At 30.8% G+C, this 14,449-nt stretch carries 17 protein-coding genes; 5 read left to right on the top strand and 12 right to left on the bottom strand.

From position 1 onward, the window contains the following. Positions 1-8: 8 nt before the first annotated feature. From ACFSSE_RS00920 to ACFSSE_RS00905, 4 genes are all read right to left on the bottom strand, one after another. A complete protein-coding gene (locus ACFSSE_RS00920; protein WP_379041021.1) occupies positions 9-473 on the bottom strand; it encodes a hypothetical protein in 465 nt (154 codons plus the stop codon). A 142-nt stretch (positions 474-615) separates the two neighbouring features. After that, complete coding sequence (locus ACFSSE_RS00915) at positions 616-1,668, bottom strand: hypothetical protein (RefSeq protein ID WP_379041020.1); 1,053 nt, start codon at positions 1,666-1,668, stop codon at positions 616-618. Positions 1,669-1,699: 31 nt separating this feature from the next. Then, complete coding sequence (locus tag ACFSSE_RS00910; protein WP_379041019.1) at positions 1,700-1,942, bottom strand: hypothetical protein; 243 nt, start codon at positions 1,940-1,942, stop codon at positions 1,700-1,702. A 27-nt stretch (positions 1,943-1,969) separates the two neighbouring features. Beyond that, positions 1,970-2,311, bottom strand: a complete 342-nt coding sequence (locus ACFSSE_RS00905) for a hypothetical protein (RefSeq protein ID WP_379041017.1) — start codon at positions 2,309-2,311, stop codon at positions 1,970-1,972. Positions 2,312-2,762: 451 nt separating this feature from the next. On the opposite strand from ACFSSE_RS00905, the gene smpB reads away from it, so the two are divergent. After that, on the top strand, positions 2,763-3,215 hold the full coding sequence (gene smpB / locus ACFSSE_RS00900; RefSeq protein ID WP_379041016.1) for an SsrA-binding protein SmpB: 453 nt from the start codon (positions 2,763-2,765) through the stop codon (positions 3,213-3,215). A 145-nt stretch (positions 3,216-3,360) separates the two neighbouring features. On the opposite strand, the gene ACFSSE_RS00895 is transcribed toward smpB, so the two are convergent. After that, positions 3,361-4,017 carry a protein-L-isoaspartate(D-aspartate) O-methyltransferase gene (locus tag ACFSSE_RS00895; protein WP_379041014.1) on the bottom strand — a complete coding sequence of 219 codons (657 nt, stop codon included), beginning with the start codon at positions 4,015-4,017 and terminating at the stop codon, positions 3,361-3,363. A 99-nt stretch (positions 4,018-4,116) separates the two neighbouring features. Between ACFSSE_RS00895 and ACFSSE_RS00890 the strand changes: the two genes are divergently transcribed. Together ACFSSE_RS00890 and ACFSSE_RS00885 are read left to right on the top strand one after the other, a co-directional pair. Beyond that, positions 4,117-5,484 (top strand): sugar transferase, encoded by a 1,368-nt coding sequence (locus ACFSSE_RS00890; RefSeq protein WP_379041013.1) that lies wholly within the window; start codon positions 4,117-4,119, stop codon positions 5,482-5,484. A gap of 30 nt (positions 5,485-5,514) precedes the next feature. Next, positions 5,515-6,192 (top strand): hypothetical protein, encoded by a 678-nt coding sequence (locus tag ACFSSE_RS00885; RefSeq protein ID WP_379041012.1) that lies wholly within the window; start codon positions 5,515-5,517, stop codon positions 6,190-6,192. Here the strand turns inward: ACFSSE_RS00885 and priA are convergent. Together priA and ACFSSE_RS00875 are read right to left on the bottom strand one after the other, a co-directional pair. Then, complete coding sequence (gene priA / locus ACFSSE_RS00880; protein WP_379041011.1) at positions 6,189-8,669, bottom strand: replication restart helicase PriA; 2,481 nt, start codon at positions 8,667-8,669, stop codon at positions 6,189-6,191. The genes ACFSSE_RS00885 and priA overlap by 4 nt on opposite strands. After that, the gene (locus ACFSSE_RS00875) at positions 8,670-9,053 is read right to left on the bottom strand and encodes a DUF423 domain-containing protein (RefSeq protein WP_379041010.1); all 384 of its coding nucleotides are present in this window, start codon (positions 9,051-9,053) and stop codon (positions 8,670-8,672) included. A 95-nt stretch (positions 9,054-9,148) separates the two neighbouring features. Here ACFSSE_RS00875 and ACFSSE_RS00870 point away from each other — a divergent pair, with 95 nt between their 5' ends. After that, positions 9,149-10,756, top strand: coding sequence for a hypothetical protein (locus ACFSSE_RS00870; RefSeq protein WP_379041008.1), 1,608 nt, complete (start codon positions 9,149-9,151; stop codon positions 10,754-10,756). Positions 10,757-10,809: 53 nt separating this feature from the next. Beyond that, the gene (locus ACFSSE_RS00865; protein WP_379041007.1) at positions 10,810-12,279 is read left to right on the top strand and encodes a DUF5723 family protein; all 1,470 of its coding nucleotides are present in this window, start codon (positions 10,810-10,812) and stop codon (positions 12,277-12,279) included. Here ACFSSE_RS00865 and tsaB read toward each other — a convergent pair. From tsaB to mscL, 5 genes are all read right to left on the bottom strand, one after another. Further along, complete coding sequence (tsaB, locus tag ACFSSE_RS00860; RefSeq protein WP_379041006.1) at positions 12,269-12,964, bottom strand: tRNA (adenosine(37)-N6)-threonylcarbamoyltransferase complex dimerization subunit type 1 TsaB; 696 nt, start codon at positions 12,962-12,964, stop codon at positions 12,269-12,271. The two genes, ACFSSE_RS00865 and tsaB, sit on opposite strands and share 11 nt — an antisense overlap. Before the next feature lie 10 nt (positions 12,965-12,974). Then, positions 12,975-13,208 (bottom strand): membrane protein insertion efficiency factor YidD, encoded by a 234-nt coding sequence (gene yidD / locus ACFSSE_RS00855; protein ID WP_379041005.1) that lies wholly within the window; start codon positions 13,206-13,208, stop codon positions 12,975-12,977. Beyond that, positions 13,205-13,603 carry a ribonuclease P protein component gene (locus ACFSSE_RS00850; RefSeq protein ID WP_379041004.1) on the bottom strand — a complete coding sequence of 133 codons (399 nt, stop codon included), beginning with the start codon at positions 13,601-13,603 and terminating at the stop codon, positions 13,205-13,207. Before ACFSSE_RS00850 ends, yidD begins: the two co-directional genes overlap by 4 nt. A gap of 67 nt (positions 13,604-13,670) precedes the next feature. Then, on the bottom strand, positions 13,671-13,829 hold the full coding sequence (gene rpmH, locus ACFSSE_RS00845) for a 50S ribosomal protein L34 (protein ID WP_017258626.1): 159 nt from the start codon (positions 13,827-13,829) through the stop codon (positions 13,671-13,673). Between the two features lie 124 nt (positions 13,830-13,953). Beyond that, entirely contained in the window at positions 13,954-14,337 is a 384-nt protein-coding gene (gene mscL / locus ACFSSE_RS00840) for a large conductance mechanosensitive channel protein MscL (protein WP_379041003.1), read from the bottom strand. Positions 14,338-14,449 lie beyond the last annotated feature (112 nt).

Genomic DNA, 14,449 nt, shown 5'->3' with positions numbered 1-14,449 from the left:
AAAATCCTTTAAGGAAAAGAAATATCTGTAAAGGTTCCGCTAAACTTACTTAGGTTATGCACACCTCCATAAGTACCTGCTTCTGCCTCCGCATCAAAACGCCCAGAAATCAATTTATGCTCTCTATCCATTTTGGTAATTTCTACAACCACGCTTTTTAAAAAAGTTTGATTTTCACGGGTAAAATTTGAACCATCATCTATAGTAAAATTATATTTCTGATAAATTCCAACACCTAATGGTCTTTTAGATGTTTGTACAGTGATAAAAGGTTTACCTATAGCATTACCAAATTGAATACCAATACTTTCACCAATAGTTCCATTTTTCTTAAAATAAGTAACTCTTCCGCTCACACATTCTGCGTTACCATTTAATGTAATGGTTGCTCCTAAATTACAGGGTTCCTCTTTTTCACTCCCGCAACCAGTAATTAACCCTAATATCAAACAAGTTAAAAAAGTAAGTTTCATAACGTTCATATTTTTATTTTTTTGTTTAATTGTAAAAATAGAAGGTTTAAAAGCGTTGACTATACCCATTTTTACGGATATTTATGTTTTTAAGCTAATTATAGGTTTGCTTTTCTTTATTTTATTAAAAAACAGATTATGTTTAGTCTGCCCCTTTAACATTCAGTACCGTTTTACTGTTTTTAGCTAAATAAATTTTTAAAACTTCATCAACTTTAGCGTTTTGATATTGAATTTCACTAACTGGCAACCAAAAAGATGTGGTTTGCAAATAAAAGTACCTTACATAATTACTGGTATTGCCATTTATTACTACTACAGAATTTGGCCCTGGCTTTTTATTGGTGCTGCTTACCTTATCTATAATGGTTTCGCTTATACTGTACTTTTGTGCATCTAAAATATCTCTAAAAAGTTTCCATGTTTTTCTGTTTATTAAAAAATAAACCACACCCAATAACACCAATAAACAATACACAAATCCTTGCAAAAGCAACACATTATCGCTTTTTACCAATATCACAAAAAACAAAAACACAATAAAATAAATTAAAGCCATTGCAGCTAAACCTAATAAGCTCCTGTTAATGATGGTGCTTAGCAGTTTTTTTTGGATGAGTTTTGCATCTTCTCCACTAAAAGGTATTAAATCTAAAAGGGAAAAGCCAGCCTTATTTGGTTGTCGACTATTAAAAAAGGGTTTCATTGCATTTGATATAGCTTTATCGGCACTATCCAGCACATCTACACTAAAAACTTGGTTACCTGCTAAACAATGCAATTTTACCGTATTTCCAACTTTCACCTTTGTATAAATAGAAGATTCAACAGTAAACCAAATATCAACTAAACAAATTTTGTAAGCTTGCTTTATAGAAGATTCTCGGTTAATTTGACTGGCTTTTACTGTTTTTTCAGTAATTATTCCATTATAAACCGTCTTTTCACTTTGAAAAGCATTTTTTGTATGTGAATAAATGATGAAAGCCAATACACCATAAAACATAAACGGAAATAACCACAGAAAGCTGGGTTCCATAAACTCATCACTTCCTTTGGTAAAAAAGAACAAAAAAGTTAAGAATGTAAACATCAAAATTCCAAAAAACCAAACGCCCAACATGCGGTTAAAAAACATGGCTTTTTCAGTGGCAGTTAGCGGCTCCACACTAACAAAATCTTGGTTTTCGGACATTTTTTTTATAGATTCCTTTAAAATAAATCTACTATTTATCCCAAGTTTCGCAATTTAGCTGATCAAACATAATGGTTCTTTTGGTATTGCTAACCGTTTTCGACTTTTTATATAATCTTTGCTCAACCACAATGGCAACTTTATTATTCGCTTGGTAAACCCCTAAGTCAGTCCCTTGCAAATAAGGTCCGCCATCAATTTCTTTCGCCATTACACCAACAGTTTCATACTTCAGTCTTTTTCCCCTACTGTCAATTTTATCTGTAAAAAACATTGTTCTATCATCGTTACCGTAAATAGCTCAAATTACACCAAAAACCACCACACTATTATCACATTGTGCAATTTTCCCCAACGCTAAAATCGATTTTACTTTCCCTCCTGTTGGGTAATAATTACTTTTGGTATAAGGTAAATTTGTAATATCTCGCCCACTTAAATTTTGAGCATTGGTTAGGTTAAAATAAAAATGCTTTATGGGCGTAAAATTCACCATAAAATTTTTAAAGTTATAATCATCATCCTGTGCAATCTTTTCAACATTTACTTTTACTTCTTCACATAATCTTGATGCATTTACATATTCTGCTCTAAGTACCAAAGCACATACAATTAAAAAAGAGGTACACATTATTTTTTTCATAATTCATTGATTTTTAATATTTTTTAATTGATTACCACTTCAAAATTTATATCATAAAATTCTCTCTCGTAATTATATTTTATAAACTATTGTGGTTATAAATCTGAAATTCAGATAAATTAAAATTGCAAATTATGAACTAAGCTTTGCTACACCCATTTACGGGTTTTCGTATCAGTAAAAACACTGATTAAATGTTAGGTTTAGCTGGGCGTTCCCCGCAAAAAGGCGGGTCAAGCTTTTTGCTATACTCCGTTTGCCCGCAAAAAAAGCGGCCAATCCGGGGTGCCGCTTCAATCTTTAACGCAAAAAACTCAGTTCTAAAAAATAAGCGCTGCTTCAACATAAGTAATCACATCATTTTTAAAAGGAAAATAGTCATTATTGAAAAGTCTAACCATTAGCACCTTCATTTTAATATTTTATCTTTGCGGCAGATTTAATTTATACCATGACATCAGATATTAACATTAGAAATAAAAAAGCAAGCTTTGAATATCATATTTTAGAAACTTTTGTGGCTGGTATAAAATTATTGGGGACAGAAATTAAATCTATTAGAGAAGGAAAAGCTAATATTAGCGATTCTTTTTGCACTTTTATTAACGGTGAATTATACATCAGAAACCTTCACATTGCAGAATATTCTCACGGTTCTTTTTACAACCACGAAGCTAAAAGAGATCGAAAACTGCTATTAACAAAGAAAGAAATCAAAAAACTAATGGTTAAAGGCGAAGATAAAGGCCAAACCATCATCCCTTTAAAAATATTTATTAGCGATAGAGGTTTTGCTAAAATGGAGATTGCTTTAGCACAAGGAAAAAAATCTTTTGATAAAAGAGATACACTAAAAGAACGTGATGTTAAAAGAGAGATTGATAAAGTGATGAAACATTATTAGTTTTTTTAGTTCATTGGTTCATTAGGAACTTGCTTTGTCACTTATTAGTTCATTAGTAGATTTGCTTTACTGATATTTTAGTTAATTATTTTAGTTAATTAAGCAGGTAGCTCCCTCTCCTTCGGAGAGGGTTGGGGTGAGGCCTCTACCAAGCCTGATCTCCCAACAACGGTACAAACCTAAAAGTATCTAAAACAATTTTATCAAAATCATTTTCTCCAACTCTTATCACCGTTACCATTTTCTGCTCTTTTTCATCGCCGACTGGAATAACCAAAATACCACCAATTTTTAATTGCCTCAGTAATATTTGTGGTACAAGCGGAGCGCCAGCAGTTACAATAATTTTATCATAAGGTGCATGTTCTGCTATTCCTTTAGAGCCATCTCCCAAAAAGAATTTCGGTTTATAGCCTAAATGTGGTAAAACTTGAATGGTTCTGTTATATAGTTGTTCTTGCCTTTCAATGGTATAAACTTTTGCACCAAGCTCTAATAATACACAGGTTTGGTAACCACAGCCAGTACCAATTTCTAATACCTTATCGCCAGGTTGTATATGTAAAAGTTCTGATTGATAAGCGACTGTATAAGGGTTTGAAATGGTTTGCCCTACTCCTATTGGGAAAGCTTTATCTAAATAGGCTTGTGCCCAAAATGTTTCGTCAAAAAAATAATGTCTTTTAACTTCGCCAATTGCTTGTAGTACTTTCTTATCCGAGATTCCTTTTTTTGCTAGTTCTTCAACAAGCCTTTTCCTCGCTCCTTTTTCCCTGTAATTATCAACATACTTGTACGCCATCTTGCTACAAAAATATAATCTCAAACGGATATATTATGTATTTTGTTAGTTTTACAGTGTAAAGAATTATTTATTCTTGAAAAACAGCCTTTTAATTTAATGTTCAAAAAAACAATCAGTATATATATCTTAATAAACATATTCGCAAGTTTGTGTTTCTTATATTTCACTTACGGAAAATACAACTTAGTTAGCTACAACCCTGGTGTTATAACGTTATTTACTTTAATAATAAATACTTTTTATGGGCTATCAGGTACTTTCTTAAATCCAATCAGAAAATCAAGATTTAAAGAATTTGTTAGCACCTTTAATCAATCAATAATTATCGTTATTGCCGCTATTTTTCTTTCATATTTACAAAACAAAACAACTGTAACTAGCTTAAATTTCGCTTATCTCTTTTCAATAGGTTTTTATCATTTAATTATCCTATCAGCTTTTAGATTAACATTTTTAACCATTATAAAAAGAATGCTGCAAAGCAATAAATTAGGTTTCAAAACCATAATTTTAGGTAATAACAGCAAAGCCTACTCCATATATAGCGAGATAACACAGCAAAAAAAATCTTTAGGTTTTAATATTATTGGCTTTTTAGAAATAGATAATCGCAATAAAAAAAACGAAAATTTACCAATACCCAATTTAGGAACTATTGATAACCTATTACAGTCTATCGAAGAAAATGAAATTGAAGAAGTAATAATTGCTTTAGAAACTTCCGAACATCATCAACTAAAATCAATTTTTGATCAATTAGAAAACCGTAAAGTAATGATCAATATCATTCCAGATATGTACGATATTGTTTCGGGTTTTGTTAAAATCAACTATCTTTTCTCTATACCTTTAATTACTTTAAATCAAGATATTATGCCCTTTTGGCAAAGGGTAATTAAAAAGGTTTTAGATTATTTCATTAGTTTTTTTGTATTAATTATATTCTCCCCATTATACCTATTTATTGCTTTAATTATAAAATTCACATCTAAAGGACCCGTTATCTTCATTCAAGAAAGAATAGGTAAAAATGGTAAACCTTTCAAAATTTTTAAATTTAGAACCATGTTTAACGATGCAGAAAAAAATGGTCCGCTACTTTCTAAAACTGATGACAACAGAATAACTAAAGTTGGGCGAGTTTTAAGAAAATGGAGATTAGATGAACTGCCACAGTTTCTAAATATTATTAAAGGAGAGATGGCTTTAGTTGGACCCCGCCCAGAAAGACAACATTATATTGATACTATTGTACAAAAAGCGCCACACTATTACCACTTGCATAAAGTTTTACCTGGCATTACTTCTTGGGGGCAAGTAAAATTTGGATATGCGGAAAATGTTGATCAAATGATAAAAAGACTAACTTTTGATATCATTTATATAAAAAACAGATCTTTAGCTTTAGACTTTAAAATTATGATTTATACATTTATCATTATAATACAAGGAAGAGGGAAATAATTATCTATTTTAGCGAAAAATTTTACAAAAATGAAAAAACTATTACCAATCATATTCTTTCAATTATTTGCAATAGCTTGTTTAGCCCAATCTCAAAGCGACTCTCAATATTCAATAGGCTTCAAATTATTAGCTATTGAAGAACAACCAAAATTATTAAATGAAGTAAGAGCTAATTCGAAATTTTACACTACTGGTTTAAATGGTTTAATGTTAAAAATAAACGACAACCAAATATCTTATAGGTTTTTAATTTCTACTTTTAAAGAAGATGATTACAGTTTTAAAAACGAATGTTTGGATTGTGAGATTGTAAACGGCGAATACAAATCTTTAGATTTGAAAATGGGGTTTGAAAGAAGTTTAATTTACAGCAAATTTCAACCATTTTATGGTGCCGATTTGGGCTATAAAAGAACTACTTTTATTGGCGTTTCTAACGATAACAATAGCGGAACTTTTAATTACGATACCAATATTGAAAAAAATGGAGCATCGCTTACCCCATTTATAGGCGTTAAATATAATTTTGTACGCTCTTTAACATTAAGTGCCGAAGCTGGTTTTGATTTTATTTATACTACTGATAAAGAAATTAAAACTACTAACGCAAACACCAACATATCGGTAAATAATTTTACGAGATGGCAGTACAACTCAAGACCTTTAGCACAATTAAGTTTACAATTTAACTTTGGTAGAGATTAATAAGGGTCAACATCTATAATTACAAATGCGCCTTTGTTATTTTTATCGGCTTCAAAAACACTAACCTGCTCTTTCAGCAGGTTTTTTATTTTAAGCAACGATTGGCTTTTCCAATCAATTTTAATGGTAATGGTTTGTATATAATAATTTCTAACTCTACCCACTAATGGGCTGTGTGGTCCTAAAACCATATCACCCAAATGATGTCGAAGCAACTTTGCAAAGTTTTCAGAAATGGCAAGCAATATGCCTAAATCTTTGTGTTTTATATTAATCTGAATAATTTTATAAAAAGGAGGATACTTAAATTGCAGTCTTTCAATCATCTCCTCCCTGTACATTCCTTCATAATCGCTGGCCACAACTTGCTGAATTATTCTGTGTTTTGTGTCGTAGGTTTGTATAATTACTTTTCCTTGCTTGCTACGTCGACCTGCTCTACCAGCTACTTGCGAAAGCATTTGGTAACTGCGTTCATAAGCTCTAAAATCAGGAAACTGAATAATGCTATCGGCATTAATGATACCTATTAAAGTAATATTCTCAAAATCAAGTCCTTTAGCAACCATTTGTGTACCTACTAAAATATCTAATTTTCGTTCCTCAAAATCATTTAAAATAACTTGGTGCGCATTTTTATTTCTGGTGGTATCATAATCTAAACGCCCAATTTTAACATCTGGTAAAATTACTTTTAAATCGTCCTCAATTTTCTCAGTACCTAAACCTTTATATTCTATATGTTTAGATGAACAAGCTGGGCATTCTGAAATATTATCCTCTTTATAGCCGCAATAATGGCAATGTAATTTACCTCCAGCTTTGTGGTAAGTTAAACTCACATCGCAATTGATGCATTTTGGGCTATTGCCACAGGTTTTACAAATTAAAATGGGCACATAACCCCTTCTGTTTTGAAACAGTATCACCTGCTCTTTAAGGGCTAGTGTCTCGTTTATATTATCTAACAAAACACTTGTGAAATTTTCTTTTATTAATTTTCTATTTCTTTCTTCGGCAATGCTCACCACTTCAACTTTTGGGGGTTTTACACCGCCGTATCTTGATGATAACTTTACCAAACCGTATTTATTATTTAAAGCATTAAAATAGGTTTCTAAAGATGGTGTTGCAGAACCTAATAGTATTTTGGCATTCATAATGTTACCTAAAACTATTGCAGCATCTCGGGCGTGGTATCTTGGTGCAGGTTCAAATTGTTTAAAACTTGCTTCATGCTCTTCGTCTATAATAATAAAACCTAAATCTGCAAAGGGTAAAAAAACGGATGATCTTGCACCCAAAATCACTTTCACTTCGTCGTTTAAAACTTTTTGCCAAATCTCTGCTCTTTCGTTATCATTAAATTTACTGTGATAAACAATAATTTGGCTTTTAAAATAGATTTTTAAACGGTCAATCATTTGCCCTGTTAAAGCAATTTCTGGTAGTAAATAAAGTACCTGCTTACCTTTAGCAAGATATTCTTCAATTAACCTAATATATATTTGGGTTTTACCAGATGAGGTTACACCATGCAAAAGCACAACTGGCTTATTTTCAAAAGATGTTTTAATTTCTCTAAAAGCTAAACTTTGCTCTTCGTTTAAAGTAAAATCAGAAATTACAGCCAAATCTTCTGACGAAAACCTACTAATTACCTTTTGGCCAATATTAAAAATTTCTTTATCTGCCATTGATTTAATGATGGCAGCACTAACCCCAGCAGTTTCCATTAAATCTGCTTTTTTAACTTCTGTTTTATCTTTAGAAAGTTTTAAGAAAGCCAATAAAGCATCAACCTGTTTGGGTGCTTTTTCTAACTCGCTAAATAAAATTTTAAGATTTTCCTTATCATCATACATTTGATGAAGGTGAACAATAGCTATTTTTTTAGGCTGAAACTTTTCTTCAATCTCTTCTAAAATAAAAATCACTTTTTTATCTAACAAGGATTTTAATAGCGGAAAAACAGACTTTTGAGCAAGAATTTTAGTTATTTCTGTAATGGATAGTTCGCTTTTTAATTCAAGCGCATCTAAAATCAAAAACTCCTTATCGTTTAATTGGTTTCTATCAAAAGTATGTTGCGGATTTAATACAATACGTGTTTCGCTGGCTAACTTCAAAGCTGATGGCAAGGCAGCAGCCATAATTTCTCCTAAAGTGCATAGGTAATAATCAGAAAGCCATTGCCATAATTTTATTTGTGCTGGCGTTACAATTGCTTTTTCATCTAAAATATCTAACAAATATTTAGCCTCGTAACTGCTTGGTGCTTTATTAGAACTAGAGAAAATAATAGCAGTATAAATTTTGCTTTTACCAAACTGCACTACAACTCTTCTGCCAGACTCAACACCATCATTCAGATGTTTTGGAACCCTGTATGTATAAGTTCTTGGTATAGCCAAAGGCAAAACAACCTCAACAAATAAAGTTTGTTGAAAATGATCATCCGACTCAAAATTTATCATCTATTTGTCCTTAATAGCAGCTAACAATAATCCCACCCAACCAAAAATAAAAAACAACCCACCAATTGGAGTTATTGGTCCTACAAACTTTGTATCAATGGCTAATACATCTTTTAACGAAATTAAATACAAAGAGCCGCTAAAAAAAACAATACCTAAAACAAAACAATAAGATGAAATATTGATTAAATTATTTTTAAAACGAGCGAAAGTTGATAGAAAAAGTAAAGCAAACGTATGGTAAAAGTGATATTGTACCGCAGTTTGCCAAGTTTCTAACTGCCCTTCGGTTAATATTTTCTTTAGTACGTGAGCTCCAAAAGCACCTAAAATAACCGCTAAGACACCAAAGCAAGCCGCTGTAATTATAATTCTCTTATTCATTTTCTAATTGGATGGTTCTGCTAATTTAATAAAGATGAAAGCAATTTCCGCCCTTTGCAAGAAAAATCTATTTTTGTAGCTTAGGATATTGTGAAATGAAGAATATATATATTATAATTATTACCTTATTAATAGCAATTGGGGCAGTTACATGGTTATATTTTAAAAAATTAAATTCTGATAATTTTTCTAACGAAAAAATATTTAATGTAATTCCGCAAGATGCTTCTTTAGTATTTGAATATAAAAACGAGGAGTATTTTTACGACATATTTAAAGATTTTGAGCTTTTTAAAGACATTTTAGGAAGCAATACCACAACACATCTTAAAGCCTTAAAACAAGTTTTTGTTGATGATCATACAATTGCTGGTGCATTTTTACAAAGTGATATATTTTTCTCCATACACCCAGTAGCACAATATGAAGCTGATGTTTTAATGGTTGCACCAATAGTTAACGATTTTACTGATGATGAATCTTTAATAAACACACTACAAAGCAAATATAAAATCAATAAGACCCCCGATAAAGAAAACACACTTTACCAATTAGAATTTAGCAATAAAGCCATATTTAATTTTTACGTTAACAAAGGTTTGGTGGTAGGTAGCTTTAATGAAAGTTTAGTTAAAAAAAGCCTGCAACAGCTTATTGAAAGAAACAACAACAACAACTTTAATGTAGATTTTAATTCAATTAGAAATAAAAATTCTATAGCTAATTTATACATCAATTTTTCTAAACTTAGAGATTTTACAAACAACTTTACCAATCGTAAAAACCCTTACGAAACTTATGCACTAAAATCTTTTGATGCATCTGCCTCGCTAAACATCAATTACCAAAGCAATGCATTTATGTTTAGCGGTATAACAACACCAAACCTTAAAGCAAAAAACTATTACAATATATTTTTAGGGCAAGAACCCGGCACAAATACTCTAACAAAGCAACTTCCTTACGATGTAGCAAACTACAGTTTATATTATGTTTCTAATTACAATAAATTTCATAAAGAACTTAAAGAATTACTTACCTACCGAAAAGAAATTGAAAACCTAAACGCACAAATAGAAACTATATCTGCCAAGCATTCTATTAATTTAGACAAAGAAATTATGCCTGTTTTTGGGAAAGAATTTGGTGTGTTTCAGGTTGCATCTGGTGATAATTTAGGCATTATCAAAAGTACCAATACAAAAAGATTAGCTTTCTTACTGTCCACCATAAGCTCAGATGTTGATGGTAATATCAGACATTTTGATGATTCTTTTATTTTGTACAATTACTTTGGAGATCCTTTTAAAACATTTAAAAGACCTTACTATGCCACTATTGAAAATCATTTAATTGTAGCAAATAACGCTACTATAATTAACAGATTTCTTAATAATTATAACAAACAAAAATTCTTAGACCTGACAGATAAAAACATTGATTTTCAACAGTATTTATCAAACCAAGGCAACATATTTTATTTTTTCCATAATAGCAATTCAAAAGCTATCATACGCTCATTTTTAAGCAAACAAGCCTACAAAGATTACAGAAGCGACAGTTTTAATTGGACAAACATATATGGTTTTGCCATACAATTTAGTGCCGATAAGGATAAGTTTTATACCAATATGTACATGAACAAAACACCTGAAGCAGCAGATTTACTCCCAAAAATAGATAGCGCAGCTTTGAAGTTTTAAATTTTTCTGATAATAAAATCCTTTTTTTAAAGTTTTTAAGATAAATTTAAAGGATGAAGATAGCTTTTGGAATTTTATTGTTCTTTCTCTTCCCCTTTATTTTATTTGCACAAAAAATCTCTTTATACCATACAGGCACTCAGTTTGATACTTTTGAAAACCCTGTACAACAAGGCTTTATTAAAGATAACAGTAGGAAATACGCCATTACACTTTTTCCGCATATTGGTGGGTTTATTAATTTTAATGGAGACGGAGAAACTGCATTCAAAAAGTTGTTATATAGCCGAACTTTTGGCAACAATAACATTCCGAATATTGGGCAAGGCAATACAAACACCATTAACGGCGATTTAAACTTATATCTTTTTAACTACAAAATTTTTAAAACCACTAATTATAATAGAGAGCTTGGTTTCTCTTTACAATTTAAAAACGAAGGCAGTGGAAATATCACCAACGAAACTTTAGCTGTTTTTGATAGTTTTGATAATTTTAATTCAAGTACTTACACCAACCCATTTAATTCTAACGGCACTAACCAATCTTACTGGCAACTTGGGGTAACATATAGAGAGAATTATGACGAAAGGTGGGCTTTTGGCGCAAAAGCCAGCTTGCTAAGTGGCTTAACTTATAACAAAATTAATGTCAATTCGTCCAGTTTAACAGTTAACCAAGACACATCTTATACAGTTGGGTTAGCCGGCAATTATATCTCTAATTTTGGCTTTAATGAACTTAAATACAACCAACTTATACCCAATATAAAAAACTTAGGTGCAGCAATTAGTTTAAGCACTTCTTACACAACAAAATCTGATTTTTATTTTACAGCAAACTTAAAGGATTTAGGCTTTATTCGGTGGGGAAAAGAATCAGGAAATTATAATTTCGACAGTAATATTACCGTAAAAGATTCTGCGTCGGTAAATTCAGCATCTACTTATTTTGAATTACTTAAAGATGATGTAAACAATACGGAAGTTCAAAAATATTTTTACAGCAGCATCAATACAAAAGTTGAATTTGCGGCCTCAAAAGAATTTGGTTTTTATAAACCAGTATTTGTAGTATCAAAGAGTATTTTTAACCCTCAAGGACAAATAGGTTTATTAAATAATCTTAAAAAAAATGCTTTTGTATTTAGTTTTAATGCCATTTATGATTTACAAACCAAGATGAATTTTGGTTCTCAGATGATGATTAAATCAGCAAATGCAGAGTTTTATGTAGGGAGCGAACAAATATTTCCTAGCTACTATTTAAGTAAATCTTTTATCACTCAAAATGAAAATATTGGCAGAGGCAACCCCAGAGCAGATATTTATATTGGTATAAATGTAAAATTTGGTCCTAAAATGCAGAACATTGGTACTGCAGATGAAATTCCAGGACTTAACCATAAAGAAACGGGTTATGTTGTACGTTTAAGCAAAAAAGAACTTAAACGCTTACAAAAGAAAAACCAAGAAATTGAAAAAAATAGAAGTAAAAACGATAAAAGAAATTTTAGACGTTAACCTTTTTTACACCGGCAACAAAATCTTTTAAATATAAAGGCTCAAAATAAGCCACATCTACAAAATCTTTATCATTGAATTTTTTATGTGCTAAAGCTGTTAAATCTTTTGCTGAGTTGGTAAAATCATCCATTACTCTGGCATTCATATTTAAGCCCAAAACCTCCTCACATTTTGCCGCACCATCACCAAAAAAATAAATAATGTTGCTTTCTAAAATTGCTTCAAAACTATTACTATCAATAATTTTAGCTTCAGTTGCACTAATTGTTTTTAAATCATTATCGTAAATGGCACAATAAACTTCCATTCTACGGGCATCTATCATGGGGCAAAACAAAGAATTTGGCTTTACCGAAAAACATTTTGCTTTAAAACCATCGGCCATAGCCTCTAATGTATTGATGGCAATTAACGGAATATCTAAAGCATAACACAATCCTTTTACTGTAGAAACTCCAATTCTTAAACCTGTGTAAGAACCTGGTCCCATACTTACAGCTACCGCATCTAAATCATTTAATGTGTAGTTACTTAGCTTTACAACCTCCTCTATAAAAAGTGTAATATTTGAAGCATGAATATTCCGGTCTGTTTTTTCGATTGAATTTAAAACAACACCATCTTTTGCCAAAGCAACAGAGCAAGTTTGTGTAGCGGTTTCTATTTGCAGTATTAATGACATATTATAATTTTTATGGCACTGGGTCATGCCCGTGTTTACCCCAAGGATGGCACCTTGCAATTCTTTTTGCAGTTAGCCAACCGCCTTTAAAAGGCCCATGTTTTTTTATAGCTTCAACTCCATATTGTGAACAAGTAGGCGTAAATCTACAAGAACTTCCTAAAAGAGGCGAAATTAAATATTGATAAATTTTGATGATTAACAGGAAAATAAATGAAAAAAATTGTTTTACCAAGTTTATCATTTGCTAATTTGTTTAAGATTTTCAGCAAAAACTAATTTCATTTTTTTTTCAATAAAAGCATAATCATGGGCTTCTTTACCTACGTAGTTAATTGCAAGAATGATTTTAATTGAATTTTGATTAAGATTTTGGTAAAAATAAATCTCTTTATTTAACCTGTAAGCTTCTTTTATACGGCGTTTAATATGGTTTCTATCAACGCTGTGCTTAAATCTTTTTTTAGGAACACCTACAACTACTTGTGCAGGAAATTTTTGATCATTATTTGTGGATAATAACCAAGTTACCCTAAATGGGTATAATAAAAAAGAAGAACCGTTTTTAAAAAGCTCATCTAAAAGCTTTTTGCTACATAACCGTTCTTCTTTTTGAAAATTAAATATTTTGGAAGCCATTTACCGATTTTTAAACGATTTAATCATCGGTTAATTATCAATTATAGATAATTAAAAGCAAACAAAATTATGCTTTATGACGACGTTCGTCTGATACAGTTAATCTTTTTCTACCTTTTGCTCTTCTAGAAGCTAATACTCTTCTACCGTTAGCAGTAGACATTCTTTCTCTGAAACCATGTTTGTTTCTTCTTTTTCTTTGAGAAGGTTGGAATGTTCTTTTCATGATGTTATATTGTAAATCTCTCTTTTAAAACAAGAGTGCAAATATAGGCTTGTTTTTTTAAAAAAGCAACGTTTAAATAAAAAAATAAATACAATAAATAAACGCTGCTTTAATCGTCTAAAAACTACTTATTTTTTAAAATATCTCTTATTTCTGTTAATAAAATTTCTTCTTTTGTTGGCACTGGTACCGCTGCTGGCGCTGCAACTTCTTTCTTTTTGGTAGCATTTATTCCTTTAATTACCAAAAACAAAACTAAAGCAATAATAATAAAGCTAATTACGGCTGATAAAAAACTTCCATATTTTACAGTTCCAAAAACAGTTAATTCTTCAATGTTTTTTAGGTTTGCTGCATCTAACGCAGGTTGCAAAACTAATGGCGTAATAATATCTGCTACAAATGAGGTAATAATTTTACCAAAAGCGCCGCCAATAATTACTGCAACAGCTAAATCAACTACGTTTCCTTTAACTGCAAAGTCTTTAAATTCTTTAACTAATCCCATATTTTTATAATTTTTTGAAGACTAAATTAATAAATTTATTCATAAAAACAACATATCTGTCCGAACAATTTCCGATTTCGTAAAACGGAATTATTAACTAATTGATTTACAG

Origin of the sequence: Pedobacter alpinus (assembly GCF_042684645.1) — a bacterium.
GTDB lineage: Bacteria > Bacteroidota > Bacteroidia > Sphingobacteriales > Sphingobacteriaceae > Pseudopedobacter > Pseudopedobacter alpinus.
Note: the sequence above shows the minus strand (reverse complement) of the source record. Positions and strands in the feature narration are given on the sequence as shown.

Coding starts and splice junctions, on each gene's coding strand:
- ACFSSE_RS00850 (WP_379041004.1), bottom strand. CDS start 13,603: ATGGCTTCCAAAATATTTAATTTTCAAAAAGAAGAACGGTTATGTAGC.
- mscL (WP_379041003.1), bottom strand. CDS start 14,337: ATGGGATTAGTTAAAGAATTTAAAGACTTTGCAGTTAAAGGAAACGTA.
- ACFSSE_RS00920 (WP_379041021.1), bottom strand. CDS start 473: ATGAAACTTACTTTTTTAACTTGTTTGATATTAGGGTTAATTACTGGT.
- tsaB (WP_379041006.1), bottom strand. CDS start 12,964: ATGTCATTAATACTGCAAATAGAAACCGCTACACAAACTTGCTCTGTT.
- ACFSSE_RS00910 (WP_379041019.1), bottom strand. CDS start 1,942: ATGTTTTTTACAGATAAAATTGACAGTAGGGGAAAAAGACTGAAGTAT.
- yidD (WP_379041005.1), bottom strand. CDS start 13,208: ATGATAAACTTGGTAAAACAATTTTTTTCATTTATTTTCCTGTTAATC.
- smpB (WP_379041016.1), top strand. CDS start 2,763: ATGACATCAGATATTAACATTAGAAATAAAAAAGCAAGCTTTGAATAT.
- rpmH (WP_017258626.1), bottom strand. CDS start 13,829: ATGAAAAGAACATTCCAACCTTCTCAAAGAAAAAGAAGAAACAAACAT.
- ACFSSE_RS00865 (WP_379041007.1), top strand. CDS start 10,810: ATGAAGATAGCTTTTGGAATTTTATTGTTCTTTCTCTTCCCCTTTATT.
- ACFSSE_RS00885 (WP_379041012.1), top strand. CDS start 5,515: ATGAAAAAACTATTACCAATCATATTCTTTCAATTATTTGCAATAGCT.
- priA (WP_379041011.1), bottom strand. CDS start 8,669: ATGATAAATTTTGAGTCGGATGATCATTTTCAACAAACTTTATTTGTT.
- ACFSSE_RS00905 (WP_379041017.1), bottom strand. CDS start 2,311: ATGAAAAAAATAATGTGTACCTCTTTTTTAATTGTATGTGCTTTGGTA.
- ACFSSE_RS00895 (WP_379041014.1), bottom strand. CDS start 4,017: ATGGCGTACAAGTATGTTGATAATTACAGGGAAAAAGGAGCGAGGAAA.
- ACFSSE_RS00870 (WP_379041008.1), top strand. CDS start 9,149: ATGAAGAATATATATATTATAATTATTACCTTATTAATAGCAATTGGG.
- ACFSSE_RS00915 (WP_379041020.1), bottom strand. CDS start 1,668: ATGTCCGAAAACCAAGATTTTGTTAGTGTGGAGCCGCTAACTGCCACT.
- ACFSSE_RS00875 (WP_379041010.1), bottom strand. CDS start 9,053: ATGAATAAGAGAATTATAATTACAGCGGCTTGCTTTGGTGTCTTAGCG.
- ACFSSE_RS00890 (WP_379041013.1), top strand. CDS start 4,117: ATGTTCAAAAAAACAATCAGTATATATATCTTAATAAACATATTCGCA.